Origin of the sequence: Streptomyces sp. NPDC006602 (genome assembly GCF_042870385.1) — a bacterium.
In the GTDB taxonomy this organism is placed as follows: Bacteria; Actinomycetota; Actinomycetes; order Streptomycetales; family Streptomycetaceae; genus Streptomyces.
Genome location: NZ_JBIAHG010000040.1, coordinates 1 through 24,391, shown reverse-complemented (window position 1 = coordinate 24,391; position 24,391 = coordinate 1). Strand labels below are relative to the sequence as shown.

Below are 24,391 nucleotides of genomic sequence, written 5' to 3'. Positions count from 1 at the left end.
CAGCAAACAAGCAGCAGGAGCGTCGCGCCGAGGTCAACGCCACACTCCTCGACTTCCTCGCCCGCCTCGATGACTCCACATCCTCGGCTTCCCGAGCGGCCGACCCACCCCGAACGAGAAACCATCACGCGCTGAGAGGCAAGCCATGGTGTTCATCGTCTTCGCGCTCCTGCTCCTGGGGCTCTTCCTGGGCTCCGTCGCCCACATCCCCATACCCGTCAGCTTGATCGCCGGGGCCCTGATCGCCATCTGGCTGACCATCTTCATGGTGCGCGAACGCCGATCCGGACGCAGCGAAGGAGACGCCTGACATGCAGCTGACCGCACCGGAAAAGACAACTCCGCTCACTGCAACCAAAAGGACGGACCGTCGCCGGGACGCCGACAGCATGGCTGTAGCCTCCTTCATCCTCGGCCTACCGGGTCTTTTGGTGGGGAACATCTTCCTCGGCCCCACCGCCATCGTGCTGGCCACCATCGCCCTGTGGAACGGGACGAAGCGACAAGGGCGGGCCTGGTTCGGTATGGCACTGGGCATCACCGACCTAGCCGTCCTGGCGATCCTGGTCACCGCCGACGGCACCGTCTCCTGGAGCATTTGAAGACCGTCGGGCAGTTCGCGTCTGACAAATGACCAGCGTCTGCGAGTTGCAGGCCTTGTGCCGCTCGTGGTCGGCGTGTGCAGGGATGTCGGCGTACAAGTGAACGTGCGCCACTTCGTACGGAGGCCATGGGGCGGCACCCGCCTTCACCGGCGAGGTGGATCTTGCACGTCAAACCGCCCCGGGACCTACCTCGTCACCGCGCCACTGCTCGGCAGGCTGGCCGACCGCCTCGGTCGCAGGCGAGTGCTCGTTGTCTCGCTCCTGCTGTTCACCCTCGCCAACTTCGCCACGGCCCTGGCGCCGAACTACCCGCTGCTTGTGGTGGCCAGAGTCGTCGCCGGAGCGGCCGCAGCCGGCACGGGACCGACGATCTACGCACTCTCCAGCGCCACAGCTCCCGCAAACCGACGGGCCACCCACCTCGCGCTCGTGGGATCCGGACTGCTCTCCGCGCTATGGGCCGGCGCCCCGCTGGGCGACGTCCTCGGCCACCACCTGGGGTGGCAGTACGTGTTCGCCGTCCTCGCCCTCGCCACGGCCCTGCTCGCCTTGGCCAAATGGCGGGTGGCAGGAGGTTCCCGCCCCGCACGGCAGTACGGTGGCGGCCACCGACCAACGGCACGGGACCGGGAGACTACGGGGCGATCCGGCACTCGTCGCCATCACAACGCTGTGGGCGCTGGCCGTGTACCTCCTGTACACCTTCCTCGGCGCGGTCGGGAGCAGCGCCTTCACCGGCTCCGGCCAGCTCAGCACGTTCTGCTGGAACTGCGGCTTGAGGACCTTCCCGGCCAGCAGCGAGGGACGCGTCGCTCAGGAACGTGAGCGGGTGGGGGAATGCGAGCGTGACCGCGCGTTCGATCCGCTCCGGCGCGGTGACGCAGGCACTGCGGGCCAGAGCCGCTGGTTTGTCAGACCCCCTTGGGGCGCGGGCCCCCGGGGCGAGCAGTGCGCGCACGTAGCGGGCGAGCTGGTACTTCGGGTCACTGGTCTGCGCCTCGGAGCGAGCCGGTGCGGGGAAGGTCCTGTTCGGCCCAGTCGGCCATGGCGTCGAAGACGGCCTGAAGTCGTGTGCCTGCTTCGGTGAGCTGGTACTCCACCCGGGGAGGGACCTCCGGGTAGGCGGTGCGGGTGACCAGCCCGATGAGGACGAATCGCTGTAGCCGTGAGGACAGGGTCTTGGGGCTGATCCCCGGTAGCGCGGCGCGCAACTCGGTGAAGCGCTTCGGGCCGGTCAGCAGCTCCCTCACGATCAGCGTCGCCCATGGCCCGTCCAACACGGTCAAGAACCGGGCAATCGGACATTCCGGCAGAGGGTGCTCCAGATCACTCACACTTTCCCCATTAGTTCATTTGAGGGAACTGATTCCCTTGGGGAACTATAGCCGGGTCAGCCCACACCGCACCCCTTGGAGGACCTCATGACCGCGATCAGCACGAACAACACCGCAAGCGAGATGGTGCGCTCGGCCACGAGCACCGCGTTGCGGGTCGCCGCGCGCGAGCTGGAGCTCTACGACACCGGCGATGTCGCCGGCGCGGACGAGGTGTTCGCCCCGGATGTGATCGATCACAACCCGGCTACTGAGGCCGCCTCGGGCATCGACGGCATGCGAGCGTCGATCGCCGCGGTCCGCGACGGGTTCACCGGCACACAGCACCGGATCCTCTTCCAGCAGGAGCTTCCCGGCGGCTGGGTGGTCCTCCACTGGCGGATGACCGCCACCCACACCGCAGACGCCTTCGGGCTCCCCGCCAGCGGCAACCCGGTCGACATCAACGGCCAGGACATCATGCACATCATCGACGGCAAGATCACCGAGATCTACCACGTCGAAGAACTCCTCAAGCTCACCCAGCAGATCAGCGCCGGCGCGCAGCAGTCGAAGTGAAGATCGAGATCGTCACGGACAACGCCTACCGTTCCTAAAGACTGAGTGGGAGTGAGTCTTGTTGCCAGGACTCTTGCTCAGCCGGGTGTCCCGAACGGTGTTGGGCACCCTGGTTCCCCGCTTTCGCTCCACGGCCGGGCGGCGCGCATCTGGTGCGAGGTCCGGGAAGGTGGGGGCGGGTTTCCTCACGCCGTCGGATCTCCGGTCGGGCCTGGGCGGTCCGATGCCCACCACGATCACTCTGGTTGGGGTGGGGCGGTGCCGTCCGTCGCCGGATCGGATGTCCGAGGGCGCGTCGCCCGACCGCGATGCTCGCCGCATCGTGCCGGGACATCTTGCGTCGCGGGGTGGTCAGCGGTTTCTGCCAGTGCTGGGCACCCCAGCGAGAGGTGTAGGCCGGATCGACCGCAACGATCGCCACTCCCTGTTGGGCAGCCATAGACACCAGCCGGGCCTTGAGTCTGGCGGTGGGGAAGCGGGACAGCAGCCGGCGGAAGCGTTTGTTGCGGCCGTGCTTCTCCCGGCTGGTGCCCTCGGTGAAGTCGAGGTCCTCGATGGCGATCGCGGCGGCCCCGCACCGCCGGGTGTGGTGAAGCAGCCGGGTCAGGGCATGCCGGATCTGCGCGTCCCGGTGCTCCGCGGTGCCGGTGAGGTCGTAGAAGTAGCGTTGTGGTTCGCCGACCGGGTTGCCGTGCACGTCCAGGTGCCAGGCGGCGAGGTGGTCGTCGTTCATGTCCACCCCCACCACACCCCGGGCCAGGGCCGCCTCCAGGGGCAGGACCGGGGCGGCGGCGCGCTGCCAGGACGCGGTGACGTACCAGCGGCCGCGCACTGTGTCGTGGTGGATGCGGTAGGCCACCGCCCGGTTCGCGGTGACCCGGTCCCGCCACTCCTGCCCCCGGTGCCGGAACGCCACCGTCGCGTCCAGGACGTAGCGGCCGTGGGGTGCGTTGGCCAGATGGGCCAGCGGGGCCGGGAGCTTGACCGAGACCTGTCCGGTGTCGGTGACACGGATCGTCTCGTTGCCGAACCGCTTGCCCGTCTCCCCGTCGGCGGTCAGGAACATCCGCTCCGCCCGCCACCGCTCCCGCCAGACGTGTTCGCTGAGCTCGGCCGCCTGAAGGTAGTGGCGGGTGTTGGCGAGGCGTTTGCCGCCGCGCACCACCCGCACCCGGCCCGCCTTCCAGTCCGCCTCCACGACCACGAGACGGTCCTTGAGGGTGTGCAGGCGGCGGGACTTGGCATGCCACTCGCCCCGCGAGGCATAGCCGCGCACCAGCCCCTCGCGTTTGTCGGCCTTGGCGCCCAGCGGCCGGGCCAGCCGCGCCTCGATCGAGGCGATCCGCCCGCGCAGCCAGGCCAGATGGGCGGCCTGACCGCGCCTCGCCAGCGCCCACTGGTCGTGGGTGGCCTTGGTGATGCTGCCCGCCCACCGCGCCGACGACTGCCCGGTCAGCGCCCGCTTGCGCACCGCCCATGAGGCGGCATCGTGCGCCAGTCCCTGCCGGGAGCGCTCGGCGAGATCCCCGGCGGCCAGCGACCCCAAGTACACGCCGACCTCGGCGAGTACCGCCGCGTCCGCATCCGACACCCGCAGCCGGTCCCGGACCGCCACTCCCGCCGGGCCGGGCACCACGAACGACGCCGCCACCTCCCGCAGCCCGCCCACCCCTCCACCCCCGCCCGGCCGAAGATCCCCCTCACCGCAGTCAACGAGCAGCCTCCGCAAAGGTCACCCATTCGACCCAGGAACTCACGTTCCCCTCTCGATCACGGAGGACCACAGCACACCCAGGCCGGAGGAGCCCCCTGACGCACAGCGGAACAGCCGCTTCCAGCCCCGGCACTCACTCACGCTCACCAGAAGGCACTCATGCTCAGCAAACCGGCAGCAGTTCCCGAGCCCTGAGCCCTGATCAGCAAGCACTCCCTCGACGTCGCGGCGCATGCCGACTTCGGGCGCCGCGACCGACCGGGGCAGAGCCCAGGCCTCGGCAAAGTCTTCAGCCGCCTGTTTCGTGATCATGTGAGGTTGAGGTAGGTGAGGGGCCGTTCGGCGCGACGCGCGTCGCGTCGCAGGGGGGCGGCGATGTTCAAGACGCCGGTCAGACAGAGGGCGCCGGCGGCCCGCTGGCGGAAGCTGGCCATCGCCCGTGGTGCGTTGCCAGTCCGCAGCTGGGAGGCGTCTTCGGCGAAGTCGTGTCTCTCACATGATGCGAGGCTTCCACCGGCCAGTGGCCACGTCACAGTGGCCCCTCGGCGACTGGGGAGGCATGATCAGGGCCGCCCCCGATGAGCTGCCCGCGTCTCTGGCCCATACATCGGCTTCATGGTGGGGACGGCACCAACCGGTCCCCACCTCGGTGCAGCACCTCAAAAAGTACGACCCCGAGTGGACCCAGGCTTGTGTGCCTGTTCCTGAACCGCCTCGCTGACACTGGCGCTCCAAGGGCGCGGAACGGGCCGCACCGACGAGGTTTGTGAGAGCGCGTTGCGGTATGTGCGGGGGCTACTCCGTGAGGGCGCCCATCGCGCGGTCGAGCAGCACGGCCAGTGGCACAGTGCCCTCACAGGTCACCCAGCCCGCCGATGCCGCGTCCGCGCAGGCGAGGGCGGCCGCGACCAGAGCAGTCGGCCGGGGATCCTCGGGATGATCGGGGCCGGTCCCCAGTCGGCGTGCGATCTCCGGGACCATCATTTCCTGCCAGCCCAGCTGCTTCTCGTAGTGCCGGGCGCGCAAGGACGGTGTCTCCTGAAGCATCCGCAGATAGCTGAGCGTGTGCTCGGGCGCCGCCTCGTTCATGCGCGTCATCACGTCGAACGCCCGGCGCAGCGCCTCCCACGGCCGCTCCTCGTCGGGCCGGGCGGCGAGCGTGTCGGCGATCTGGCGGCCGATCTCCTCCAGGTCGACCAGAACGATGTCCTCCTTCGTTCCGAAGTGCCGGAACAGGCTGGCGCGCGACAGCCCGGCCTCGGCGGCGATCTGGTCGACGGTCGTCCGGTCGAAGCCCTGCTCGATGAAGAGCCTGAGCGCCACCTCTGTGACTTCCGCCCGGATGGTCGCACGCATGCGCTCACGCAGCCCGGGCTTGGCGGCGGAGCGGGTGGAAGTCCCGGCGGAGTCAGTCATGCCTCAAGAATACACGACAGCTCAACTTGATACTGAGTCTCATGCAGGTGTACGGTCTCTTCATAACCCCTCGTTTCGAGTAGGAGTGTTTCCATGAGTAAGATCTGGTTCGTCACGGGGTCCTCGCGTGGCTTCGGCCGTCAGTTCGCCGAGGCGGCCCTTCAGCGCGGCGACAAGGTGGCGGCGACTGCCCGCAACACCGAGTCCCTGAAGGACCTGGTCGCCGCGCACGGCGAGGCGATCCTTCCGCTGACCCTGGACGTGACGGACAAGGCCGCCGCCACCGAGGCCGTGCAGCGGGCGCACACGCACTTCGGCGGCTTGGACGTCGTCGTCAACAACGCCGGCTACGGCCTGTTCGGCGCCGTCGAGGAGCTGACCGAGCAGCAGGTCCGCGACCAGATGGAGACCAACTTCTTCGGCGCCCTGTGGGTGACCCAGGCCGCCCTGCCGCTGCTGCGCGAGCAGGGCAGCGGCCACATCGTGCAGATCTCCACCATCGGCGGCGTGACCACGTTCCCCAACCTCGGTGGCTACCACGCCTCCAAGTGGGCCCTGGAAGGACTGACCGAGTCCCTCGCCCAGGAAGTCGCCACATTCGGGATCAAGGTCACCCTGGTCGAGCCCGGCGGCTTCGCCACCGACTGGGCCGGTGCCTCCGCCAGCTTCGCCGAGCAGCTGCCCGTCTACGACGGCGTGCGCACGGCCGTGGCCGAGGGCTGGCGGAACATGAAGATCGGCGATCCCGCCGCGGCCGGGCCGGCGCTTTTGAAGGTCGTCGACGCCGACGCCCCGCCGCTGCGCGTCTTCTTCGGCACCGCGGGCCTGGAGTTGCTTCCCCCCGTGTATGCCGAGCGCCTCAAGACCTGGCAGGACTGGGCCGACGTCTCCACCCTGTCCCAGGGCAACCCGGCCTGAAGTAAGCAGCGGTACGCCTCTGGCCGTCGACCCGACCGGGTCTTCGACGCCCCCCACAAGCGCGCTTTTGATGCGCCGCGACCACAACCACAGCGGATGCAAGGAAGAACCCTCATGACCACCGACAGCACCCGCCCCAAGGCACTCATCGTCGTCTCGTCCGGATCACAGCTGCCGCTGACCAAGCCGGAAGGGGGCAGCATCACCATCGGCTGGTTCCTCGTCGAGCTGGCCGCCGTTCTCGCCCAGTACGAGGACACTCACGACTTCGTTCTCGCGACGCCGGACGGCAAGGTCCCCACGCTCGACATCAACGGCATGGCGCTCGGCATGCACGGCGGCGCCAGCCTCGGCCCGGACAGCATGCGCGTAGCCATGCAGAACGAGCAGTACAGCGTCGAAGAGGTGCGCGAGAAGAACCCCGAGCTGGTCGCCCGCCGTGACGCCGAGCTCGCCCTCCTGCGCCGCCACCTCGGCCGGATGCCGGTCTCCCCGAACCTGCCGAACACCGACAAGGAGGGCGGCTCCATCCGTGAGGACCTCGTCGCCAGCCTGGAGGCCCTGCCGGAGCACAAGTGGTACTCCATCGAGGAACTGCTCGCCCGGCACCGCGACGCAGCGGACGACTTCTCGCTCGCTGGCTTCGACTTCATGCACGCGCCGGGCGGCCACGCACCGATGATCGACTTCCACGACAACCCGTTGGTCGGCGAGCTGCTCCACCAGCTGCGGGAGAACGACGTCCCGATCTCGCTGATCTGCCACGCGCCCGTCGCGATGACGTCTGCCAAGTACCGTGTCGACGCCGACGGCAAGGTGAGCGTCAACGAGGACCACGCGTTCAAGGGCGCCCACATCACCACCGTGCCCGAGCACGGCGAGCTGCAGATCCTCGACGGCGGCTACCCGAAGATCCCCGGCGAGGAGACCCGTCTGGCCTTCTTCGTCGACGTGGCGCTCAAGGACGCCGGCTACAAGGTCGACGTGACCGAGAACATGGCCGAGGTTCTGGTCATCCGGGACGACACCCACGGCGTCCTGACCGGCAACGGGCCACATGCCGTCGACGAGCAGACCGCGCGCCTGAACGAAATCGTGCAGAGCCGCAAGAACGCGGCCGCACTAGCCTGACAAGCGCCCTGGCCGGTTGCGTTTCGACCAGTGCGGGCGGAGATCAGGTGGCCCCTCGAGTGATGGGCTGGGTGCCCATCGGCCCGAGGGGCCACGACGCCCACCCAAGGGAAGCAACCTCTGTCGACGTGCGGCGACGACGGCCTCGATGTGGCGCTCACACAGAGGCGCCGGCGTCGTACGGGACCTCGTACCCGGCGGTCCCGGGTGTCCGGCGCGGGGGTCAGCCGAGCAGCCCGTCGCGCACCGTCACGGGAGTGCAGGTCGGAGTGGCAGACACCGCTGGCCCGCAGCCGGACCCGCACCTCGCCCGGGCGAGGATCGCCCAGTGAAGCACCGTACGGGTCGCGCCGAGCCGGTGCGCCAGTTCGAGCTTCTCCGGCGACGCGCCGGCGACGTGGAGGAGGGACTCACCGCCATCCGGGAGAAGCGCGAGCCGAAGCTCGGCGCGGATTTCATAGCTGGCGACGTGACCGCGCCCGGCATTGCCGACGCGCTGGTGCAGGAGACCGTAACGCGGTTCGGCCGGATCGACATCCTCGTCAACAATGCCGGCATCGTGCACAGCGGCACGGTGCTCGAGACTTCCGATGATGACTTCGCCCAGATCATGGCGGTGAATGTAGAGGCGGTGTTCCGCTTCTCTCGCGCCGCCGTGCGTCACATGATCGCGCAGTTTGATGCCGATGGACGCGGCGGTGCCGTCGTCAACATCGCCTCCGACTGGGCCTTTGTCGCCGGACGCGGCGAGCTCGCCTATTGCACCTCGAAAGGCGCCGTGGTGCAGATGACCCGGGCGCTTGCCATAGACCATGCGCGCCAGGGGATCCGTGTGAATGCCGTCGCCCCCGGCGATGTAGAGACGCCGATGCTGCTTTCCGGCATCGCCGACCGCGGCAAGAGTGCAGCCGAAGGCTTGCGTGAGAACGGTGACAGGATCCCCATGGGCAGGGTCGGCCGACCGGCCGAGATTGCCTCCGCCGTCGTCAGGGGTGGCGGTGGTCATGCTGCGGCTCCTTCCTGGGCGAGGAGCACAAGCCCGCTGGTCAGACGTGGTGCGACGCTCTCCGCAGAGTCACCTGAGCAGACAACGCGCTTTTAGGCACTTCCGAGCTGAGCGTGTACGCGGGGCTGGCGGGTCACGTCAATGCGTCGCAGAGTCTCCGACGGGGTTCGGGCGCGTCCTTCTGCGCTGGCCCACATCGAGCATCTCGGCGGATGCTCGACGCGCTGACATGGGGCTCCACGCGCAAGGTCCTGCTGAGCCTCGCGGACCAGGTCTAACGCGAACGGCGACACAGCCTGGTTCGCACCAGCGAAATGTGAGCCCCGGCCTGCGGGCAGCGCATGAGGCGGCTACCTCCACCCACAAGGGGCGGCCTGTCATGCCAGGCGACCCGAGGCGGCAGCAAGCAGCCCCACAAGCTGACACAGGGAGCAGAACGGTCCAACCGCCCTCGGCCCCTGCTCCCTCAACGCCCGCCAGTCATGCGCTGCGAGCCACAGGCACGGCAGGTCAGAGGCACTCCAGCTCGCCTTCCTGCCCTCCTGTCCCTATACAGAGGACTCTCGCCGACGCGCATCCGCTACGCTATGACTGGTCAGCCGTTGGTACGTCGCGTTGTCTGCTCAGGTGACTCTGCGGAGAGCGTCGCACCACGTCTGACCAGCGGGCTTGTGCTCCTCGCCGAAGATCCACGCCCTGGATTTTCAGCAAGGTTTTCTACAAGCCCCCGCCTTCGTAGCTCAGGGGATAGAGCACCGCTCTCCTAAAGCGGGTGTCGCAGGTTCGAATCCTGCCGGGGGCACCAGGCAAAAGGCCCCGGACCGATCATGGTCCGGGGCCTTTGACATCTACTTCTGACATCAACGGGTGCGGTCACTGACGACCGGGGCACCTCTTCCTGAGGAGCCGGTCCATGTGGCTCATGGCTTCGCGCTGGGTGTCCTGCACGACGTGCGTGTACACGTCCATGGTGATGCTGATCTGGCTGTGCCCGAGGATCTCCATCACGACGCGGGGCGCGACTCCGGCCGCCGTGAGGAGAGTCGCCGTACCGTGCCGGGCGTCGTGGAGCCGGATGACGCGAAGGCCGGCGGACTCGGCGACGCGGGTGAAGGACCGGTAGACGTTCCGCGGCTCGACCTGGCGACCGGTGCGGGTGGTGAAGACGTACCCCGACTCGTGCCACTGCTCCCCCGCCTTGGCGCGTGCGGCGGACTGCCGCATGCGGTGCCAGCGCAGCGGGGCGATGCAGAGCGCGGGCAGCGGCACGACGCGTCGGCGGCGGCTCTTGGGGTCGTCGTCGTACAAGACACCACGACGCCGCTGGGTCTGCTGGCGGACGTAGAGGACGCGGTTTTCGAGGTCGAGATCCGACCACCGGAGGCCGATGATCTCGCCCCGACGAAGGCCCATGGCAATGGCGAGCACGAAGGCCGCGTAGAGCGGATCCCTGCGGGACGCCGCAAGGAAGTCCAACGTCTCGTCCAGGCTCCAGGGACTCAGCTCCCGGTTGTCCGTGCGGGGAGGCTCAACGAGCTTGGCCACGTTGCGCGCGATCAGCTCCTCGCGGCAGGCGGAGGACAACGCGGAACGCAGAACGCGGTGTGACTCCTTGGCCGTTGCAGCGGTGGTCTCCTTCTCCAGGCGAACGAGGAAGCGGCGCACGTCGGCGACGCCGAGGGTTTCGAGCCGCTTGGCACCGAGCAGGGGCACCAGGTAGAGCCGGACGTGTGCCTCGTACTTGTCGTACGTGCTGAGCTTCCGCCGAGGCTTGATCACGTTGTCCAGCCAGTACGGCAGCCATTCGGAGAGCTTGGCCGAACGAGTCGGCACGGGCACGCCCTGGTCGACCTTGGCGAGCAGCTCCCGGCGCTTGGTGTCGCACTCCTGCCAGGTCTTCCCGTAGGCGAACTTGCGGGCGCGGGTGCCGTCCGGCTGGAGCACGTAGACGGCGCACTGATAACGGCCGTCCTTGCGCTTGGTGATCGTGCCTGCACCGTTGGGGTTTCGCTTGCGCTGACTGGCCATCAGGCAGCCTCTTCGATCTGGCCGAGGATGAAGTCCCGGACGGCGTCGGCGGGGATGCGTCGAGCACCATCGATCTTGATCGAGACGAGGCGGTGCGAGCGGATCAGGTCATAGACCTTGGAGCGTCCGAGCTTGAGCCGCGCCATGACGTCGGGCACGGTCAGCAGTTCAGGGGTGGCGGTGGTCATGCTGCGGCTCCTTCCTGGGCGAGCTGGTCGCGTAGGGCTTCGCGGGCGGTTTCGCGGTTGTGTTGGAGGTCGCGGGCGATGGTGGCAGCGAGGGCGGATTCGCCGGGGGTGTGTCCGTGTCCGACGTACTGCCAGTCGGCGAGGACGAGGACGGTGTCCGGCTCGACGTCGTCCAGGCCGAGGGCTTCGCGTTCCTGGGCGGCGCGGAAGTCGGCGCGAGCCTGGCGGAGTTCGCCGAGCGTCGTGGAGTAGCGGCGGGACTTGGAGGAGAAGTGGCCGCGGAAGCCGAGCATGTGAGCCCAGGCCCAGATGCGGCGGTCCGGGTAGAGCGGGTCGAGCCGCTTGCACGCTTCGATCAGGCGGCGGGTGTGGTCGGGCACGCCGTGGCGGTCGAGTTCGGAGAGTTCGCCGATGCGGCGGTCGAGGGTGCCGGTGTTCTCGGCGGCCTTGGTGGCGTACTTGGCGACGTAGGAGGCGACGGCCTGTTCGGTGATGTCGGAGCCGTCGCCGAAGGCCTTGACCGGGCGGACGTCGAGCTGGGTGCCCCAGCGGAAGGTGCGGGCGGGCTGGTCTGAAACGGCCGGCGCAGAGACCGAGGTGTACGAGTGCGCGGCGGCGGCACGGATCGAGTCGGCGAGCAGGTCGACCGTTGCCCATGACGGAGGAGCCGTCTCGGGTCCCTCGGGGCCATCGACCCGGATCACGGCGTGGAAGTGCAGCGCACCGCGCTTTTGGAACTCGGCGACCTTGCCGTACGAGATGCGTGCATGATCGGCCAGTTCGCGGCGGGTGAGTCCGGCGCGGGCGGCAATCTCGCGGCGAAGCCGAGTCGTGAAGCGCTGCCACAGGTTGCCCGCATGGTTGTTGAAGAGGACGGCGGCGGCGTAGTCGTACGTCGCCGGATTGAGCGCCGTGCCGAGCGCTGGATCATCCGGTGTGTGGCGGGTGCCGCAGCGGCAGGTGCCATGGTCGGGCCGGTTGTGGACCGGGCCGAAGGACGGGGCGGTGAGGGTCACGAAGACGCGCGGGTGATCGCGGACCGTGGACGGGATGTCGCGGCGGTTGTCTCCGGCCAGACCCGCGCGGATGAGGTGGTAGGTGTCGCCCGCGTACGTCCAGGCGCAGGAGGGGCAGCGGGAGGCGCGGCGGTTGCCGCAGGCGACGCGGACGCGTCCGCCGGGCTCGTTCTCGGTGGAGTAGTGGTGCAGGGTCTCGCCGGTCGTCCTGTCTTTGGCGAGAGTCCAGCCGGTCAGGTGGATGGGGTCGGCGCAGCCGCCGGTGCGGCGGATCTGCTCTTGCCAGCGGTCGAAGTCGTCGGCCGAGGCCACCCTCAGCAGATCGCCGAGGGTGACCGGGTCGAGCAGCAGGTCAGGCACGGGCGCCCTCCCGGGTGCGGGCGGGGCGGGTGCCGGTGCCGTTGCACACCGGGCAGTGGGCGGTGATGGTCCGCAGGTGGCCGTTCTGATCGCGGCCGCCGAGGGTGATGGCGGCGGAGGCGAAGCCGTCGCAGTTGGGGCAGATGCGGGGCGGCGGTGGGGTGCGGTGCGTCATGCTGGGACTTCCTTCCGGATCTTCGGATTCGGCAGGGTCAGGGCTCCCGGGCGGTGGAGACTTGGCGGTTGAGGCCGCCCGGGGGCCGGTCAGCGCCGCTTTGCCTCGCTCGTGATGAGCGAGCGAATGACCAGGGCGCAGATGGCGACAGAGACGCCGGTGATGGCGACCGCCAGGAGCATCGAGACCAGGACGGCGCCGACGACCAGGACCACGGCCGTTCCACCACCGAAGAGGGCGACGACAGCGCCGGGGGTGAGCTGGACGGCAGGCCGGGCGGAGACCGGAGCTGAGGCGACCGGCGCAGGCACCGGGGCAGCGGTCGGCTGCTGCTGGATGACGGCGGTCGGCTCGACAACGGCAGGCGGGGCGATGTGGCCGGTCGGCTGGGGCATGACCGGGATCTTGGGGCGGAACATGACGGATCTCCCTTCGCAGGTGGTTACTTGATGGCGGTGTCGATGACCGGGGCGAGCAGACTGTCCGCGATGAGGTAGCCGCCGAGGAGCAGCACCAGGACCAGCCACAGCGGCGGGCGGATGAGCTTGCAGCCGAGGTAGCCGACGACGGCGAGGGCGAACCAGAGGGGAACGTCCATGGCGGTGGCCTCCTAGCGGACCTTGCAGCGGTGGGTGCGGGCGGCGAGCTGTGCGGCGCTCTGGCTGGAGTAGTCGGCGGACCAGCCGCACCGGTCGTTGGTGCACACGGCCGCGTGCTTGGTCTGGCCGTGGCGGTCGCGGTGGGTGCCGATCTGAACCGGGCCGATCCGCATCACGGTGTGGAAGTGGTCACGGGCAGGCATGTCGTCAGTGGTCCTCTCCGGTGAAGTCGTTGGTGTGGTCGATGAGCCACCGGCGGATCTCGTCTTGTTCGTCGTCGGTGGCCTGGTTGATGGCTGCCTCGCCTGTCTGCATGGCTTCTACGAGCCGGTTGTTCCGGGTGAGTTCGGCCGACCGTTCCAGGGCAGCGCGGATCTGCGGACGCATGAGGGTTCCTCCTGTCAGGCGAGCTGGGCGGCGATGGCGTCGGCGAGCTGAGCCGGGACGCCGAGGCGGGCACGCAGGGTGTCGGTGTCGATCGGCGATCCGGTGCGGGCCTGGTGGTCGTCGGCGACTTTGCGGGCGTGGTCGACCAGGGCGGCCGGGACCGATGGAGTTGGGTCGGCGGCGGGGAGGGCCGGGGTTTCTTCAGCCGCGGGGACCTCGGCGAGCTCCGGTTCCTGGGCAGGGCCGGAGGCGACAGGTTCCGGGATCTGCGGTGCGGTTTCGGTGGCTGCGGGTGCCGGCGGATCCGGCATCCGGTTTTCGGCCGTGGGCGAGTGGGCGAGGAGGGTGCCGCCCATTAAGGCCAGGGCGGGCCAGGCGGCGACGAGGATGCGCAGCCAGGCCGGGACCTGGTGGAGGTCGAGGAGTCCGGCGGTGGCGACGTTGGCGCCGAGTGAGGCCACCAGGGCGATGAGGAACCAGGACCAGGCCAGTCGAGACGGGCCGTCTGAGCGCAACCGCCGCCAGGAGGCGACCAGGAGCAGGTCGACCGAGATCGGGTAGGCCCAGGCCTTCCAGCCGTCCTGTCCGGCAGCGGCGGCGAGGTCGTGCAGGTGGGCGAAGGACAGGGCACCGGCGATGACGGCCTGTACGAGTACGGCGTCCGGTCGCATCGAGCGCGGCGCGGACTTGCGCGTGTCCACGGCGATCAGTCCTCCTGCCGTGGGTAGCTGTGGCCCACCGGCGGGTAGGCGCCGTCCGCGCAGTGGGCGAACTCGGCCTCAAAAGCACTGCTTAGGACCACAAGGAAGTCGTCCATCGCCGGGTGGAAGTGCAGGTGATTGCGCAGACTCTCGTACAGGAAGCCGAGCCTGTTGGCGTCGTCCCGTTCGGCCGGGTCGAACTCGTACCAGGGTTTGCGGGGCATCGGTGTCCTCCCGGGTGTTAGGCATGGGCGGGGTAGGGACCTGGCGCGAGGCGGTCGCGCCGACCGGGTAGCGGGAAAGAGGTCAGGCGGTGGCGGGGGCTGCCTTGGACAGCGGCACACGGGCCGACGACGCCGGGCTGAGAGCGGGCCGGAAGGCGGCGAGTGCGGGCAGATCCGGGGTGCGCTCAGCGTGCCGGTTGCAGATGTTCACGGCCTCGCGCAGCGAGGTGTGCGGGGCGCGGATGCGGGCCCAGCCACCGGTCGAGTCGCCGGTGACGGCGATGCCGGGGGTATCGGTGGGAATCTGGATGGCGGCGAGGACGGCGTCCGGGGCGATGTCGCCGAAGGCCATGTTGGCGGAGGATTCGTCGTTGACGCGGTGGGCGGTGCGGCCGGTGAGCTGGGCGCGGAGCATGGTGATGCCCTTGCCGAGTTCGGAGCCGAAGCGCTGCCCGCAGATTTCCAGGTAGATCCCGGCGGCGCGGCCGAGCTGGGCCAGGCGGACCAGGGCGGTGATGATGCGGTCCCGGCGCTTTTCCTCGTCCTTGGTGGCGAACAGGGCGAGTTCGGCGACCTCGTCGACCAGGACGACGACCGGGACGGGGCGCAGGTCCTCGGGCAGGTCCCAGATGTCGGCGGCGATCTCCGTGTCCGGGACGTTGACGCTGATGCGCTGCTGGGCGCGGATGAGCTGGTAGACGTCCTCCATGTGCGTCACCAGTGCTTCCAGCAGGTCGAGAGCGGTGTCGGGGTTGTCGGCGAGCGCGGAGAAGCGACGGGCCAGCGGGAAGAGTTCAACGCCCTGCTTGCAGTCGATGCCGACCAGGGCGACATCCTGCGCCGCGAGCCCGGCGACCAGGTTGCGCTGGTAGACGGACTTGCCCGACTCGGTGGCGCCGAGGGTGAGCCCGTGCGGGACAGTGCGGTAGTCGCGGTAGTGGATCGCGCCGTCCTCCCGCAGCGCGACCGGGATGCGCATCGGTGCCCGGTCGGTCTTGGCGGGCATCTGCACCCGCTTGAGCACGTCATAGCCGGTCATCCGCAATTCGACGACACCGGACCGCAGTTCGCGGGAGGTCACGCCGTACATCCCGAAGGAGTGGCGCAGCCGGTCGGTGGCGGCCGAGACGTCGAAGGCGTCCTGTCCGGGGCGGAGCTTGAGCCGCAGGACCAGGCCGGTCCGGGTCGGGCGGATACGCAGGATGCGCGGCGGACGGGACTCAGGGACCGGGCGGTTGGCCATCCGGGCGAGAGTGAGGCGCCAGCGGGAGGGCGGGACGGTCAGGCCGCAGGCGTCCATGACGGAGGCGTATCGGACCAGGACCCGAAGAGCAGCGAAGGTGACGCCGAAGGTCATCCAGTACCAGGCGGGGCGCCGCCACCGCAGGATCACTGCGGCAGCGACGACCAGCACCAGAGCGACCGTGAACCAGGTCATGGTCAGGCCGCCTTGGGCTTCGAGGCAGCGGCGGCGAGCGAAGTGACGGCGACCGCGCGGAAGGCGATGCCGTGCCGCTTCTGGCCGTTGAACTCGTTCTCCCACGCCGAGGCGACCAGGCCGGTCAGGGCGACCGGGGTCCCCATGGTCAGGTCCTCGGAGACGCCGGGCTCCGGGACGGTGAGCTTGAGGATCTCCACCTCGTCGGGCGTGGAGAACATGACCTCCACGGTCATCAGGGTGACGCCGTCCTTGTCGGTGGCGATCTCGCCCGTCCGGCGGTCCTTGACCTTGGGCTGCGGGGCCTTGGCAACCATCACGGTCGCGTTGGAGGTGTCGACGGGAATCTGACGCACAGCAGATCACTCCTCTATAGAGGGCGGGACTCCGTCACTCATGTATATGAGTGACATGAAGAAGAGTGCCTGACTCCTATACATGAGTCAACCCGCCGCGGAGAAGAACTCGCGACGGGCTGCGGGGAGTTGAGTGCGCGTCAGTCGGCGGCGGGGATCCTGTACTCGAAAACGAACTGGTCAGCGGCCATGAGCGTGTCGCAGACCTCAACTACAAGACCGTCGGTCGTACGGGCCTCACGGATCAAATGAACTACCGGCGCACCGGGGCTGAGCGCCAGCTCGGACGCCTCCGCCTTGGAGGCAGGGCGCGCTTGCAGCGTCTCGACGAACTCGGCGAACTCGTGCCCATGGTCTTCGAGTCGAGCGTAGATGCCACCGCCGCCGGGGTTCTCGGCGAACAACTCGGGGATCTCCTTGACGACGTCCCACGGGAGGTACGACGTTGCCGTCTCGACCGGGGTGCCGTTGCGGAAGTAGAGCCGTCGCCGGGCGAGGACCTGAGTGCCGGCGGAGACGCCCAACCGTTGGGCCGCATCCTCGGGGGCCTCCATCGGGCCGATGTAGAGGACGCTCACCTTGGCCGTGGCGCCGGACTGTTCTGATTCGGCGAGGTATGCGGCCTTGCCGCCCTGCCGGAGCGAGCGCCGGAAGCGATCGGAGGAGCGGTGCCGTACCGGCGGCCGATCCTTCACGATCGAGCCCTTGCCGTGACGAGTCTCGACGAGCCCGCTCGCGCGCACCTCCACCATGGCCTTGCGGATCGTGCCGCCCGAGACGCCGTAGCGCTCGACGAGATCCGACTCGCTCGGCACCATGTCACCAGGCTTGAGGATCCCCACCCGGATCTGTTGAACGATCTCGTCGGCGATCTGTACGTACCGGGGTACGGACCTCTCTCCTCCTACCGCAGTTCCCATAGTCCTTCTCTTCCTCCTATGCTCCTGTACATGAGTCAATCACAGGAAGCAACGTCGCCGCCGCTGCACTCCGTATCTGTGGCCGGAGTAGTGGTGCGCGAAGACGGCCGCCTCCTGGCGATCCGCCGGGCGGACAACGGCACTTGGGAGCTCCCCGGCGGCGTACTCGAACTCGACGAGGCCCCCGAGACGGGCGTAGCCCGCGAAGTCCTGGAGGAGACGGGCATCCACGTCGAGGTGGACGAACTCACCGGCGTCTACAAGAACACGACCCGCGGCATCGTGGCCCTGGTCTTCCGCTGCAAGCCTTCCGGCGGCACCGAGCGCACGTCGAATGAGTCGACGGCAGTCTCCTGGCTCACGCCCGAGGAGGTCGCGGAGCGCATGGCCGAGGTCTTCGCGATCAGGCTCTTGGATGCCTTGGACGGCAACGGCCCTCACGTGCGGAGCCACGACGGCAAGCGCCTCATCCCAGCGGGATAGAACTTTCCCTACTTCATCAAGGCCCGCGCACGGCGCGGGCGCGCGCCGCCTCTGCGGCGCGGCCTGCCTCCTGTCTGCGCCCCGGCTGGCCGCGCCCGGCGGCGCGCTGCGTGCATGCGGGCGAAGGTAGGAAAACCGTCTGTGGCTGGGGCGGTCGGCTCCGCGACTTTAGCCAGCCACTTTGGGGCGAGCCTCGAAGATCATGGCCCCAACGTCGTGCCTTAACGGGCAGGTCCACAGACTGCCCGACGCGCCGGAAGCTTACGGGGCCATGATCACTCGCCCCAAAGCAGCTCCCGGCCAAAGTCGCTACGCCGACCTCGTGGGCAGGCGCACGCCTCAGAGCTTCAGGAAGGAAGCCAGCACCTGCAGGCCGAAGACGAACGCAGTCGCGAGCAGCACAAGGACCATTTGTCGTGCCCGACGCCGCTCCGCTGCCCGTCGCTCCGCGTCGTACTGACGCAGTCCTTGAGCGACCGCTCTCGCAATGTCATCCTCGTTCACGGGTGCCCCCAGGCAGTTGATCGCACAGCCTGCCACATACGTTCGAGCCCAAACAGGGAGGGCGAGAGTCTGGTAGGCCGCATGAGCGCCGACCAGGCCCCACAAGGCCATATGGGTGCCGACGGGCCTGGACGAGCGGGAGAGGGTCGTCCGTGCCCGCTACGTGCCCGATCGGGCAGCGACCGGAGGGGAATAACGGGAACATCGGCGAGCACCCCGGGAACGCCCAGGTCGCCGTCTCGCCAGCTCAGCCCGGACCCGCATACGCGATCTTCCAAACTGGCGCTCCTGTCACCGGGATCAGGATGAGATGCTGCGGCTCACGTCACCAGGCAGGTGGCTTGCCAAGGAGGGGGAGTTCGTTGCGCGCTGAGCAGTGGTCCAGGCTCGTGTATCTCGTTCTTGCGGTGGTGTCGGCTGTGCTGTTCGTGGGAGTGATGATCGCTCTGTTTCGGACTGGTTCGTGAAGCGTCACTGGACGCAGCCGGAGTGCAGTACAGGAGCGAAGTACCGCAACCGTGGCAACCACAGGAAGTCGTCACGGGCCGCTAGCATCCCCGTGACCAGGCCGGGAGACCTCAGAAACCTTCCCACCCGTAGTTCGCATCGAGGGGTCGTGGCACGGTCCTCGGGCCGTGCCACTCTCGTGCCAGAACGCACGGGGACCCACGGGGAATTGGGGTTCGCCAGGGCGTACCGCCGGCCTGTTCCCAAGGCAAGGGAATCCGCAGGTCACGCCTGCAATCGCCCAACCTCGCTCCTAAAGCGGTGGCTTCCTGGCAACCAGCGGCAGTGGCCAACTAGCGCAGGCCACGAGTGCGCTGCCGTCCTCGGTGAGGAAGAGCAGGGTGAACCGTGTCCGATTGTCAGGATCGATCAGCGCTGTGCGCACAGGCCGGCCATATTCCCTGATGAGCTGCACTGCTCGCTCCAGGCCAGGAGGTTCGAATCCGCGCATCCGCATGCGCTGAAGTCGGCGACTGAAGACTCCGGCATGCGCACCAGTGGGTTGTACCCGCTCCTCCACCGAGTAGGGGGCGCCGCTGCGGAGGGCGGCCAGAGCTATCACGGACGCCTCGTCATCACCGGTCAACAGCGATTCCAGCACATGCCGTTCCATGGTCACCCCGTTTGGATCGTGCGGTACAGCAGCCAGGTACCGCAACCCTAGTAACCGCCCCCGCAGGTAGTGTCCCTCCGGGCCCGCCCAGCGGCCGGTATGACCCCCGCTGACCGATCGGGCTAGAGCTACGGATCAGATGCTGCTCCTCCGCAAGCCCCACAGGACGCATCAGCGGTGAGTGTCTAACTGCGTGACAACGCCGACGAACAGCGGCGGACAACCGCGGACGTCTGCGGACCATCGCAGCAGGTGAGAGGTACATCGGCTGGAGGTCAGGCACTCGCCGCAGTTGCTTCGGGACGAAGAGGTCGTGGGTTCACACCCCACCACCCTGACGCGGCTCTCAGCTCGAACAGGCGACGACCTGACCGACGACGGAGAAGCGCTGCTCACACTCCGGGCAGGTTGCCTCACCGAAGGCATAAGTCAGGACGCGCGCGACTTCCTCATGACCGTCGGCCAAGGCAAGGTCGTAGAGGCGCCGGCCGAGACCTTTCAGGGCTCGGGGATCGGCCGGATGGAGAGGGAAGGTCTCGACGTCGTCGGAGAGGGCGTAGTCCTCCGCCGTACTGAAGAAGCCCCGCTCTCCGAAAATCACCCACAGCGACGCGCACCCGTCGGGATCGGGGCACTCGAGCTCGTATTCCTCGCTGACGACGCCCCAGATCAAGTCCTCCGCCCAGTGGATGTCGCCCTCCAGGTTCAGGACGGCCTCAACCAGATAGCAGTAGTCGTTCCGGTCGGCGGTGACCTGCCGCCACCGATTCGCGGCGCCCAACAGGCGTGCGACTTCCGGCACGTAATCGTGCCGCAGGTTCCGGGTCTCGTACCGCTGGTCGGCCTGGACGAGAAGGGCGCCGGCCAGGTGGAGGGCCGAGGGCGCCGTGTCGGCTTTGCCGACCTCTGCGATGTCGGCCAGCGTGCGCAGCACCATCGGATGGGCGACATCCAGAGAGCCGTTGTGATGCAGCTCCGTCCAGAGGTCGCTCCAGGCCTGACTGTCCCGGCCCGTGGCGGCACGTTCCAGTAGGGTCCTCAGGCGGTCGGAATCGGCGTCGTCTGCACGGGGAACAGGAGAACTCGTCGTCATCTCCGGCATCCAAGCAGACTGCCGCAAGCGTACTTTCGCCGACCTGTCGATCGCTGTGGTGTGTGCTGGTCGGCATGTCCGGTGGCGGTGGGCCGACCAGCCGGGCGAGCCGTTGCAAGTCTGCCCGGTGCCGAAGCTGTTCCGCTGACATCCAACGTCGACATCAACGAGGGCGGACTACGGCGGCTATCGGCACCCACGTACGGCGCCAGCATGCGACGCAGACCGCAAGCTTTCTGGGGGTAGATCGAACTCCTAAAGCGGGTGTCGCAGGTTCGAATCCTGCCGGGGGCACAGAGAAACACCTGGTCAGAGGCCCTTCCGTCCGGCGGGCGGGAGGGCCTTCGTCCTCGCAGCACACATATGGCACACATGCCGTGCGCGCGGATGGTGGGGAGCTGTGCAGAATGCCCGTCAAGGATGAGCTGGCCCGACGCCGGTACGAGAAGCTGGTCGACCAGCTTGAGTCGCTGATGCGGACCGTCCTGAGGCCCGAGTATCAGGGCTACTACGGGCAACTGGTCCTGAGCAGCGATGACCTTGCGAACATGGGCGAACTCAAGGACGTCCGGCGTGCCGCTCGGGAGGCGGGTCGCCGTCTCGGCTGGAAGACAACCACCCGTCTCGTCGGTGTCCGGCTTTTCGTGCTCGACGAGCGGGAGGCACCCGAGGAGATCGAGCAGCTGGCCGGGGATGTGGCCGCTGCTGCGATTGACCGAGCTCGGGAGGAAGGCCGGCCGCGCGGCTGACCTGATCCGAGGGAGACGCAATGGGCCGCCCCACCGCAACAGTGCGGTGGGGCGGCCCCTTCGCGCACGGCTTCCCGGCACGGATTAGGCACACATCACGCGACACCCTCCTCCAGGGCGGCCACTGCCTCGGCGGCCTCGCGGGCCATGCGCTCAGCCTTCTCCAGCTTGGCCTTCGCTTTGGCCAGCTGCTTGGCGCGCCGCTTGTGCATCTTCTTCGAGACCTCGTCGAGGCGGTCCGGGAAGAGGTGCCCGTACGTGTCCAGAGTCAGCGTCGCGGACTTGTGGCCCAGCATCGTCTGTACGACGTTGACGTCCGCGCCGCTGGCGATGGCGAGCGAGGCGGCCGTGTGACGCAGCTTGTGCGGGGTGACCTTGAGGTGTCCCAGTTCGGCCTTCACGACCGCCGGCGCGAAGAACCGCTGACGGAAGTTGCGGGCCCTTAGCGGTCCGCCCTGCGGGGCAGTGAAGAGGAGTGCCTCCACCACGCCCGCAGCCGGCCGCGTGACCAGGACACGGACCACACGGCACCGGGTGTGGTCGATGGCGTTGTTGACGAGCTCGGCGACGATCTGCACCCCGACCCCGGCCAACTCGCCTATGCCCCAGGCGCTCAGAGCGGCGGAGACGAGCAGGCGCGCTCGGCGAGCGGATTCCGGCTCGCACGGCATCGTCTCGGTGTAGCCGGGGGCGCCGGTCGCGGTAGGTCTGGCTTCGGTCATGGTCACGAGAACATCCCTCCGGGGGTGGGACGCCCGCCCCGCGCGACGGGTGACGACGGGGCGGGCTCTCCTCATGCCGCCGAGAGGAAGGGGGAACCAGAGTGCTCTCGACGGGGTGGTACCGAGTCAACGACTTGAGCCCCGGGAGGAACAGGAAGGGTCGCGCTTCCGCCGGCCGTCCCGAACCGGAAGACTTTGCGTTCCCGTGACCTCGGGCCTGGTTCGGTCGGTGACCGCAGGTCTACCGTCAGTGCCATGGGAGCGAACGCCGTCCTCAAGAGCCAGATGAAGGAACTCGGGCTCACCCAGGAGGAATTGGCTGGTCGGATGAACACCGCGCTCGCAGGGATCACCGGTCGGCCCGGCGATGTCTCCGCCCGCACGGTCCGCAACCTGCTGAACGGGACCTCCCGCATCGGGCGTACGTGCGCGGCTCTGGAGCGGGTGTTCGGCTGCCCTGTCGAGGACTTAGGGTTCAGCGCACCACGCACCATGCAACACCCGCAGGAGGACCCCGTGCGGCGTCGTACGTTCATCGCCTCGGCCACAGGGACCGCAGCCGCCGCCGTTCCGTTGGTGAATCAGCGCCGCGCAGTCGGTATGTCGGATGTCGCTCGGGCCGCCGCCGGGATGAATGCCCTCGTCGAGGCCGACGACCGCCAGGGCGGACACGCGGAGCTGGAGAAGGCCGCTCTCAAGGGCCGCACCGGCGTGCTGGAGCTGCAGCAGCGCAACGCCGGCGAACGCGTCCGCCGCGCCCTGTACGCACTGGCTGCCGAGTACACGACCATCGCGGCCTGGTCCTGCATCGACGCCCGCAACCTCGACCAGGCGCAGAAGTACCTGAACGCATCCTCCACCTACGCCGGCCTCTCCCAGGACGGCCCCACCGAAATGCGCGTGTGGGTCAACCTCTCGATGCTCGCCTACCAACGCCGGAACTAGCCCGAAGCCCTCGCAGCGGCCCAGGCCGCACAAGCCTCCTCGGCGGCCCGTCGAGACCCCTTCTTCGACTCGCTGGGCCGGGCCCGCGCGGCCCTCGCCTACGCTGCCCTCGGCGACGGCCGCATTGCCGTGCGGTCCCTCGGAGGGGCCCAGGACACCTTCGTCAAGGCACCGGAGCGGGAGCGCCCTCGCTGGACGGCCTTCTACGGCCAGTCCGAACTCGATCACCTCGCCGCCGTCGTCCACTACAACAGCGGAAGCCACACCCTCGCCGAAGCCATGGCCCACCGCGCCCTGGCCCGGATCCCGACCGCCTTCCGTCGCAACAGGGCGCTCGCAACCGCGCAACTCGCCCTCGCCCAGCTCCACCAGGGAGAACCGGAGCAGGCAACGGCCACCGCTGCCGACGTTTTCACGATCATGGACGGCGGCACGCTCCCCGGCCGCATGCGCACCCTCATCGGCGACTTCCACCGGGGCCTGTTCGTCCTGGCCCCATCCGCCTCCTACGCACGAGACTGGGCAGACCGCATGCGAACCGAATGGAGTCGAGCGTGATCGACCTGCGTCACTTCCAGTACGGAAGCCTCCCGGAGGGCTTCCGGCAGATGCTCATCGACGTACACGCCGACGCCTACGCCGACCAGATGGACGACCCCTTCCACCAACGCTTCGCCTGGTTCGTCGACCACTGGACCGGCATGGACGGCTTCTCCTGCGTCGTGGCGGACGAGGCGGTCGGCTTCGCCTACGGCGCCCCGCTCGCCCCCGGCCGCGAATGGTGGCGTTCCACCGACTACGAGCCGAGCGACGGCTACAGCTCCACCTACGCCGTCTCGGAGGTCATGGTGCGCCCTGGCTGGCGCAAGCAAGGCATCTCCGAACGACTCCACGAGGCGCTGCTGAAGGAACGCACGGAGGACCTCGCCGTGCTCCTGGTCGACGTGACCCACCCCAAGTTCCAAGCCCTGTACGAGTCGTGGGGATACACCAAGGCCGGCGAGCAGCAGCCGTTCGCCGACTCCCCTTTGTACGCGGTCATGCTCAAGGACCTTCGAACGTGAGTCGGCTCCCCGGCCTGCGCCAAGGCTCCTGCGAGCTACGGAGTTTGGCGCCCATACGCCCCAACTGCGAAAGGTTCGGGATAATCGCCGCCACCTGATCCTGCCGGCCGGCACCAAATGCATCAAGCACTCGTGCAGTCTGCACAGACGCTGGGCACGACGGTCGCGGGTCCGGCTACCTTGCCTCACGCCTCTGGTCGTCAAGGAGCGCTGAGGCGGCTGTCGAACCCGTCGTGTACAAGACGTTCACAGGCGTCATACACGTCACCCGGTGCGCTCCGTTCGACCGCGAAGCCGAGCTTCGGGCACTCCATCACCCGTTGACGGTCGCCGACGAGCATGTCAGCGACGAGCTTCTCGTCGCTGATGGGATGCCAAGTTCTCTCCCATCCCCTGCCCCGCGACTCCACCGTCCTGCGCTGCTGCACGAGCCGGAAGTATTCCTCCCGCTCACGGGTCAGCTTCCTGCGGCCCTGAGCCACCGTCCGGGTCTTGCGGATCTCGAACATCGCACCCCTTGAACCGGGGTGTTGCGACAGCTGCTAGTAGGGCTCCGTTACGTCTGTCTGTCGGTCCTGTTTGGGGGCACGTTGGAGGTGTGGATGCACATGAAGTGAACCGTGCTCGGGCTAAGTTG

Annotated in this window: 32 protein-coding genes, 1 tRNA gene and 1 pseudogene; 13 read left to right on the top strand and 21 right to left on the bottom strand. The window is 68.4% G+C overall.

What is annotated here, in order from left to right:
• Window positions 1-145 precede the first annotated feature (145 nt).
• The 3 genes from ACFYO2_RS43370 to ACFYO2_RS43360 all read left to right on the top strand — a co-directional run bounded on the left by ACFYO2_RS43370 (window position 146) and on the right by ACFYO2_RS43360 (window position 1,430).
• Complete coding sequence (locus ACFYO2_RS43370; protein ID WP_388361283.1) at window positions 146-310, top strand: hypothetical protein; 165 nt, start codon at window positions 146-148, stop codon at window positions 308-310.
• Window position 311: 1 nt separating this feature from the next.
• Window positions 312-602 carry a DUF4190 domain-containing protein gene (locus ACFYO2_RS43365; protein WP_388361281.1) on the top strand — a complete coding sequence of 97 codons (291 nt, stop codon included), beginning with the start codon at window positions 312-314 and terminating at the stop codon, window positions 600-602.
• Between the two features lie 207 nt (window positions 603-809).
• Window positions 810-1,430 carry an MFS transporter gene (locus ACFYO2_RS43360; protein WP_388361363.1) on the top strand — a complete coding sequence of 207 codons (621 nt, stop codon included), beginning with the start codon at window positions 810-812 and terminating at the stop codon, window positions 1,428-1,430.
• A gap of 158 nt (window positions 1,431-1,588) precedes the next feature.
• Here ACFYO2_RS43360 and ACFYO2_RS43355 read toward each other — a convergent pair whose 3' ends face one another.
• Window positions 1,589-1,885, bottom strand: a complete 297-nt coding sequence (locus ACFYO2_RS43355; RefSeq protein WP_388361360.1) for a winged helix-turn-helix transcriptional regulator — start codon at window positions 1,883-1,885, stop codon at window positions 1,589-1,591.
• A 141-nt stretch (window positions 1,886-2,026) separates the two neighbouring features.
• Here ACFYO2_RS43355 and ACFYO2_RS43350 point away from each other — a divergent pair, with 141 nt between their 5' ends.
• Window positions 2,027-2,497, top strand: coding sequence for an ester cyclase (locus tag ACFYO2_RS43350; RefSeq protein ID WP_388361279.1), 471 nt, complete (start codon window positions 2,027-2,029; stop codon window positions 2,495-2,497).
• Between the two features lie 34 nt (window positions 2,498-2,531).
• On the opposite strand, the gene ACFYO2_RS43345 is transcribed toward ACFYO2_RS43350, so the two are convergent.
• From ACFYO2_RS43345 to ACFYO2_RS43335, 3 genes are all read right to left on the bottom strand, one after another.
• Window positions 2,532-4,166 (bottom strand): IS200/IS605 family accessory protein TnpB-related protein, encoded by a 1,635-nt coding sequence (locus ACFYO2_RS43345; RefSeq protein ID WP_388361276.1) that lies wholly within the window; start codon window positions 4,164-4,166, stop codon window positions 2,532-2,534.
• Between the two features lie 353 nt (window positions 4,167-4,519).
• Window positions 4,520-4,645 (bottom strand): hypothetical protein, encoded by a 126-nt coding sequence (locus tag ACFYO2_RS43340; RefSeq protein WP_388361378.1) that lies wholly within the window; start codon window positions 4,643-4,645, stop codon window positions 4,520-4,522.
• 361 nt (window positions 4,646-5,006) lie between these two features.
• Window positions 5,007-5,627, bottom strand: a complete 621-nt coding sequence (locus ACFYO2_RS43335; RefSeq protein WP_307076221.1) for a TetR/AcrR family transcriptional regulator — start codon at window positions 5,625-5,627, stop codon at window positions 5,007-5,009.
• 93 nt (window positions 5,628-5,720) lie between these two features.
• On the opposite strand from ACFYO2_RS43335, the gene ACFYO2_RS43330 reads away from it, so the two are divergent.
• The 4 genes from ACFYO2_RS43330 to ACFYO2_RS43315 all read left to right on the top strand — a co-directional run bounded on the left by ACFYO2_RS43330 (window position 5,721) and on the right by ACFYO2_RS43315 (window position 9,487).
• Entirely contained in the window at window positions 5,721-6,545 is an 825-nt protein-coding gene (locus ACFYO2_RS43330) for an SDR family oxidoreductase (protein WP_388361273.1), read from the top strand.
• A 114-nt stretch (window positions 6,546-6,659) separates the two neighbouring features.
• Window positions 6,660-7,676: a hypothetical protein gene (locus ACFYO2_RS43325; RefSeq protein ID WP_388361271.1), complete on the top strand. Its 1,017-nt coding sequence runs from the start codon at window positions 6,660-6,662 to the stop codon at window positions 7,674-7,676.
• Between the two features lie 328 nt (window positions 7,677-8,004).
• Window positions 8,005-8,778 (top strand): SDR family NAD(P)-dependent oxidoreductase, encoded by a 774-nt coding sequence (locus ACFYO2_RS43320; RefSeq protein ID WP_388361268.1) that lies wholly within the window; start codon window positions 8,005-8,007, stop codon window positions 8,776-8,778.
• Between the two features lie 633 nt (window positions 8,779-9,411).
• Window positions 9,412-9,487: transfer RNA gene (locus ACFYO2_RS43315), tRNA-Arg, on the top strand.
• A gap of 68 nt (window positions 9,488-9,555) precedes the next feature.
• On the opposite strand, the gene ACFYO2_RS43310 is transcribed toward ACFYO2_RS43315, so the two are convergent.
• From ACFYO2_RS43310 to ACFYO2_RS43250, 13 genes are all read right to left on the bottom strand, one after another.
• A complete protein-coding gene (locus tag ACFYO2_RS43310) occupies window positions 9,556-10,710 on the bottom strand; it encodes a tyrosine-type recombinase/integrase (RefSeq protein ID WP_388361266.1) in 1,155 nt (384 codons plus the stop codon).
• A complete protein-coding gene (locus ACFYO2_RS43305) occupies window positions 10,710-10,898 on the bottom strand; it encodes a helix-turn-helix domain-containing protein (protein WP_388361263.1) in 189 nt (62 codons plus the stop codon). Before ACFYO2_RS43305 ends, ACFYO2_RS43310 begins: the two co-directional genes overlap by 1 nt.
• Window positions 10,895-12,274 (bottom strand): replication initiator protein RepSA, encoded by a 1,380-nt coding sequence (gene repSA / locus ACFYO2_RS43300; RefSeq protein WP_388361260.1) that lies wholly within the window; start codon window positions 12,272-12,274, stop codon window positions 10,895-10,897. Before repSA ends, ACFYO2_RS43305 begins: the two co-directional genes overlap by 4 nt.
• The gene (locus ACFYO2_RS43295; protein WP_388361257.1) at window positions 12,267-12,449 is read right to left on the bottom strand and encodes a hypothetical protein; all 183 of its coding nucleotides are present in this window, start codon (window positions 12,447-12,449) and stop codon (window positions 12,267-12,269) included. The genes repSA and ACFYO2_RS43295 overlap by 8 nt, the downstream gene beginning before the upstream one ends.
• A gap of 89 nt (window positions 12,450-12,538) precedes the next feature.
• Complete coding sequence (locus tag ACFYO2_RS43290) at window positions 12,539-12,868, bottom strand: SpdD-like protein (protein WP_388361255.1); 330 nt, start codon at window positions 12,866-12,868, stop codon at window positions 12,539-12,541.
• A 23-nt stretch (window positions 12,869-12,891) separates the two neighbouring features.
• Window positions 12,892-13,047: a hypothetical protein gene (locus tag ACFYO2_RS43285; RefSeq protein ID WP_106409895.1), complete on the bottom strand. Its 156-nt coding sequence runs from the start codon at window positions 13,045-13,047 to the stop codon at window positions 12,892-12,894.
• Window positions 13,048-13,059: 12 nt separating this feature from the next.
• Window positions 13,060-13,251: a mobile element transfer protein gene (locus ACFYO2_RS43280; protein WP_388361252.1), complete on the bottom strand. Its 192-nt coding sequence runs from the start codon at window positions 13,249-13,251 to the stop codon at window positions 13,060-13,062.
• 4 nt (window positions 13,252-13,255) lie between these two features.
• Window positions 13,256-13,435: a hypothetical protein gene (locus tag ACFYO2_RS43275; RefSeq protein WP_388361249.1), complete on the bottom strand. Its 180-nt coding sequence runs from the start codon at window positions 13,433-13,435 to the stop codon at window positions 13,256-13,258.
• A 14-nt stretch (window positions 13,436-13,449) separates the two neighbouring features.
• A complete protein-coding gene (locus tag ACFYO2_RS43270) occupies window positions 13,450-14,106 on the bottom strand; it encodes a DUF2637 domain-containing protein (RefSeq protein WP_388361357.1) in 657 nt (218 codons plus the stop codon).
• A 35-nt stretch (window positions 14,107-14,141) separates the two neighbouring features.
• Window positions 14,142-14,360: a hypothetical protein gene (locus tag ACFYO2_RS43265; protein WP_388361246.1), complete on the bottom strand. Its 219-nt coding sequence runs from the start codon at window positions 14,358-14,360 to the stop codon at window positions 14,142-14,144.
• Window positions 14,361-14,442: 82 nt separating this feature from the next.
• Window positions 14,443-15,798 (bottom strand): FtsK/SpoIIIE domain-containing protein, encoded by a 1,356-nt coding sequence (locus ACFYO2_RS43260; protein ID WP_388361243.1) that lies wholly within the window; start codon window positions 15,796-15,798, stop codon window positions 14,443-14,445.
• A gap of 2 nt (window positions 15,799-15,800) precedes the next feature.
• Window positions 15,801-16,154: a hypothetical protein gene (locus tag ACFYO2_RS43255; protein WP_388361241.1), complete on the bottom strand. Its 354-nt coding sequence runs from the start codon at window positions 16,152-16,154 to the stop codon at window positions 15,801-15,803.
• Window positions 16,155-16,294: 140 nt separating this feature from the next.
• Entirely contained in the window at window positions 16,295-17,074 is a 780-nt protein-coding gene (locus ACFYO2_RS43250) for a GntR family transcriptional regulator (RefSeq protein WP_388361238.1), read from the bottom strand.
• Window positions 17,075-17,092: 18 nt separating this feature from the next.
• On the opposite strand from ACFYO2_RS43250, the gene ACFYO2_RS43245 reads away from it, so the two are divergent.
• Window positions 17,093-17,557 carry an NUDIX hydrolase gene (locus ACFYO2_RS43245; protein WP_388361235.1) on the top strand — a complete coding sequence of 155 codons (465 nt, stop codon included), beginning with the start codon at window positions 17,093-17,095 and terminating at the stop codon, window positions 17,555-17,557.
• 339 nt (window positions 17,558-17,896) lie between these two features.
• Here ACFYO2_RS43245 and ACFYO2_RS43240 read toward each other — a convergent pair whose 3' ends face one another.
• Window positions 17,897-18,061, bottom strand: coding sequence for a hypothetical protein (locus ACFYO2_RS43240; RefSeq protein ID WP_388361232.1), 165 nt, complete (start codon window positions 18,059-18,061; stop codon window positions 17,897-17,899).
• A gap of 1,466 nt (window positions 18,062-19,527) precedes the next feature.
• The gene (locus tag ACFYO2_RS43235; protein WP_388361229.1) at window positions 19,528-20,283 is read right to left on the bottom strand and encodes a hypothetical protein; all 756 of its coding nucleotides are present in this window, start codon (window positions 20,281-20,283) and stop codon (window positions 19,528-19,530) included.
• A gap of 398 nt (window positions 20,284-20,681) precedes the next feature.
• Between ACFYO2_RS43235 and ACFYO2_RS43230 the strand changes: the two genes are divergently transcribed.
• Complete coding sequence (locus ACFYO2_RS43230; protein ID WP_388361226.1) at window positions 20,682-21,023, top strand: hypothetical protein; 342 nt, start codon at window positions 20,682-20,684, stop codon at window positions 21,021-21,023.
• Window positions 21,024-21,118: 95 nt separating this feature from the next.
• On the opposite strand, the gene ACFYO2_RS43225 is transcribed toward ACFYO2_RS43230, so the two are convergent.
• Entirely contained in the window at window positions 21,119-21,745 is a 627-nt protein-coding gene (locus tag ACFYO2_RS43225) for a tyrosine-type recombinase/integrase (protein WP_388361354.1), read from the bottom strand.
• 255 nt (window positions 21,746-22,000) lie between these two features.
• On the opposite strand from ACFYO2_RS43225, the gene ACFYO2_RS43220 reads away from it, so the two are divergent.
• The 3 genes from ACFYO2_RS43220 to ACFYO2_RS43210 all read left to right on the top strand — a co-directional run bounded on the left by ACFYO2_RS43220 (window position 22,001) and on the right by ACFYO2_RS43210 (window position 23,754).
• Window positions 22,001-22,690 carry a helix-turn-helix domain-containing protein gene (locus tag ACFYO2_RS43220; protein WP_388361223.1) on the top strand — a complete coding sequence of 230 codons (690 nt, stop codon included), beginning with the start codon at window positions 22,001-22,003 and terminating at the stop codon, window positions 22,688-22,690.
• Window positions 22,691-22,819: 129 nt separating this feature from the next.
• Window positions 22,820-23,248 (top strand): hypothetical protein, encoded by a 429-nt coding sequence (locus tag ACFYO2_RS43215; RefSeq protein WP_388361220.1) that lies wholly within the window; start codon window positions 22,820-22,822, stop codon window positions 23,246-23,248.
• Window positions 23,233-23,754: a GNAT family N-acetyltransferase gene (locus ACFYO2_RS43210; protein ID WP_388361217.1), complete on the top strand. Its 522-nt coding sequence runs from the start codon at window positions 23,233-23,235 to the stop codon at window positions 23,752-23,754. Before ACFYO2_RS43215 ends, ACFYO2_RS43210 begins: the two co-directional genes overlap by 16 nt.
• 200 nt (window positions 23,755-23,954) lie before the next feature.
• Here ACFYO2_RS43210 and ACFYO2_RS43205 read toward each other — a convergent pair.
• Window positions 23,955-24,122, bottom strand: a pseudogene (locus ACFYO2_RS43205) (YdcF family protein); the annotation flags it as partial.
• Window positions 24,123-24,391: the final 269 nt, after the last annotated feature.

Bases quoted from the DNA above. Each gene is read 5' to 3' on its own strand.
- ACFYO2_RS43370 (WP_388361283.1), top strand. From the start codon at position 146: ATGGTGTTCATCGTCTTCGCGCTCCTGCTCCTGGGGCTCTTCCTGGGC.
- ACFYO2_RS43365 (WP_388361281.1), top strand. From the start codon at position 312: ATGCAGCTGACCGCACCGGAAAAGACAACTCCGCTCACTGCAACCAAA.
- ACFYO2_RS43350 (WP_388361279.1), top strand. From the start codon at position 2,027: ATGACCGCGATCAGCACGAACAACACCGCAAGCGAGATGGTGCGCTCG.
- ACFYO2_RS43340 (WP_388361378.1), bottom strand. From the start codon at position 4,645: ATGGCCAGCTTCCGCCAGCGGGCCGCCGGCGCCCTCTGTCTGACCGGC.
- ACFYO2_RS43335 (WP_307076221.1), bottom strand. From the start codon at position 5,627: ATGACTGACTCCGCCGGGACTTCCACCCGCTCCGCCGCCAAGCCCGGG.
- ACFYO2_RS43330 (WP_388361273.1), top strand. From the start codon at position 5,721: ATGAGTAAGATCTGGTTCGTCACGGGGTCCTCGCGTGGCTTCGGCCGT.
- ACFYO2_RS43325 (WP_388361271.1), top strand. From the start codon at position 6,660: ATGACCACCGACAGCACCCGCCCCAAGGCACTCATCGTCGTCTCGTCC.
- ACFYO2_RS43310 (WP_388361266.1), bottom strand. From the start codon at position 10,710: ATGGCCAGTCAGCGCAAGCGAAACCCCAACGGTGCAGGCACGATCACC.
- ACFYO2_RS43305 (WP_388361263.1), bottom strand. From the start codon at position 10,898: ATGACCACCGCCACCCCTGAACTGCTGACCGTGCCCGACGTCATGGCG.
- ACFYO2_RS43295 (WP_388361257.1), bottom strand. From the start codon at position 12,449: ATGACGCACCGCACCCCACCGCCGCCCCGCATCTGCCCCAACTGCGAC.
- ACFYO2_RS43290 (WP_388361255.1), bottom strand. From the start codon at position 12,868: ATGTTCCGCCCCAAGATCCCGGTCATGCCCCAGCCGACCGGCCACATC.
- ACFYO2_RS43285 (WP_106409895.1), bottom strand. From the start codon at position 13,047: ATGGACGTTCCCCTCTGGTTCGCCCTCGCCGTCGTCGGCTACCTCGGC.
- ACFYO2_RS43280 (WP_388361252.1), bottom strand. From the start codon at position 13,251: ATGCCTGCCCGTGACCACTTCCACACCGTGATGCGGATCGGCCCGGTT.
- ACFYO2_RS43275 (WP_388361249.1), bottom strand. From the start codon at position 13,435: ATGCGTCCGCAGATCCGCGCTGCCCTGGAACGGTCGGCCGAACTCACC.
- ACFYO2_RS43270 (WP_388361357.1), bottom strand. From the start codon at position 14,106: ATGCGACCGGACGCCGTACTCGTACAGGCCGTCATCGCCGGTGCCCTG.
- ACFYO2_RS43265 (WP_388361246.1), bottom strand. From the start codon at position 14,360: ATGCCCCGCAAACCCTGGTACGAGTTCGACCCGGCCGAACGGGACGAC.
- ACFYO2_RS43260 (WP_388361243.1), bottom strand. From the start codon at position 15,798: ATGACCTGGTTCACGGTCGCTCTGGTGCTGGTCGTCGCTGCCGCAGTG.
- ACFYO2_RS43250 (WP_388361238.1), bottom strand. From the start codon at position 17,074: ATGGGAACTGCGGTAGGAGGAGAGAGGTCCGTACCCCGGTACGTACAG.
- ACFYO2_RS43245 (WP_388361235.1), top strand. From the start codon at position 17,093: ATGCTCCTGTACATGAGTCAATCACAGGAAGCAACGTCGCCGCCGCTG.
- ACFYO2_RS43235 (WP_388361229.1), bottom strand. From the start codon at position 20,283: ATGCCGGAGATGACGACGAGTTCTCCTGTTCCCCGTGCAGACGACGCC.
- ACFYO2_RS43230 (WP_388361226.1), top strand. From the start codon at position 20,682: ATGCCCGTCAAGGATGAGCTGGCCCGACGCCGGTACGAGAAGCTGGTC.
- ACFYO2_RS43225 (WP_388361354.1), bottom strand. From the start codon at position 21,745: ATGACCGAAGCCAGACCTACCGCGACCGGCGCCCCCGGCTACACCGAG.
- ACFYO2_RS43220 (WP_388361223.1), top strand. From the start codon at position 22,001: ATGGGAGCGAACGCCGTCCTCAAGAGCCAGATGAAGGAACTCGGGCTC.
- ACFYO2_RS43210 (WP_388361217.1), top strand. From the start codon at position 23,233: ATGGAGTCGAGCGTGATCGACCTGCGTCACTTCCAGTACGGAAGCCTC.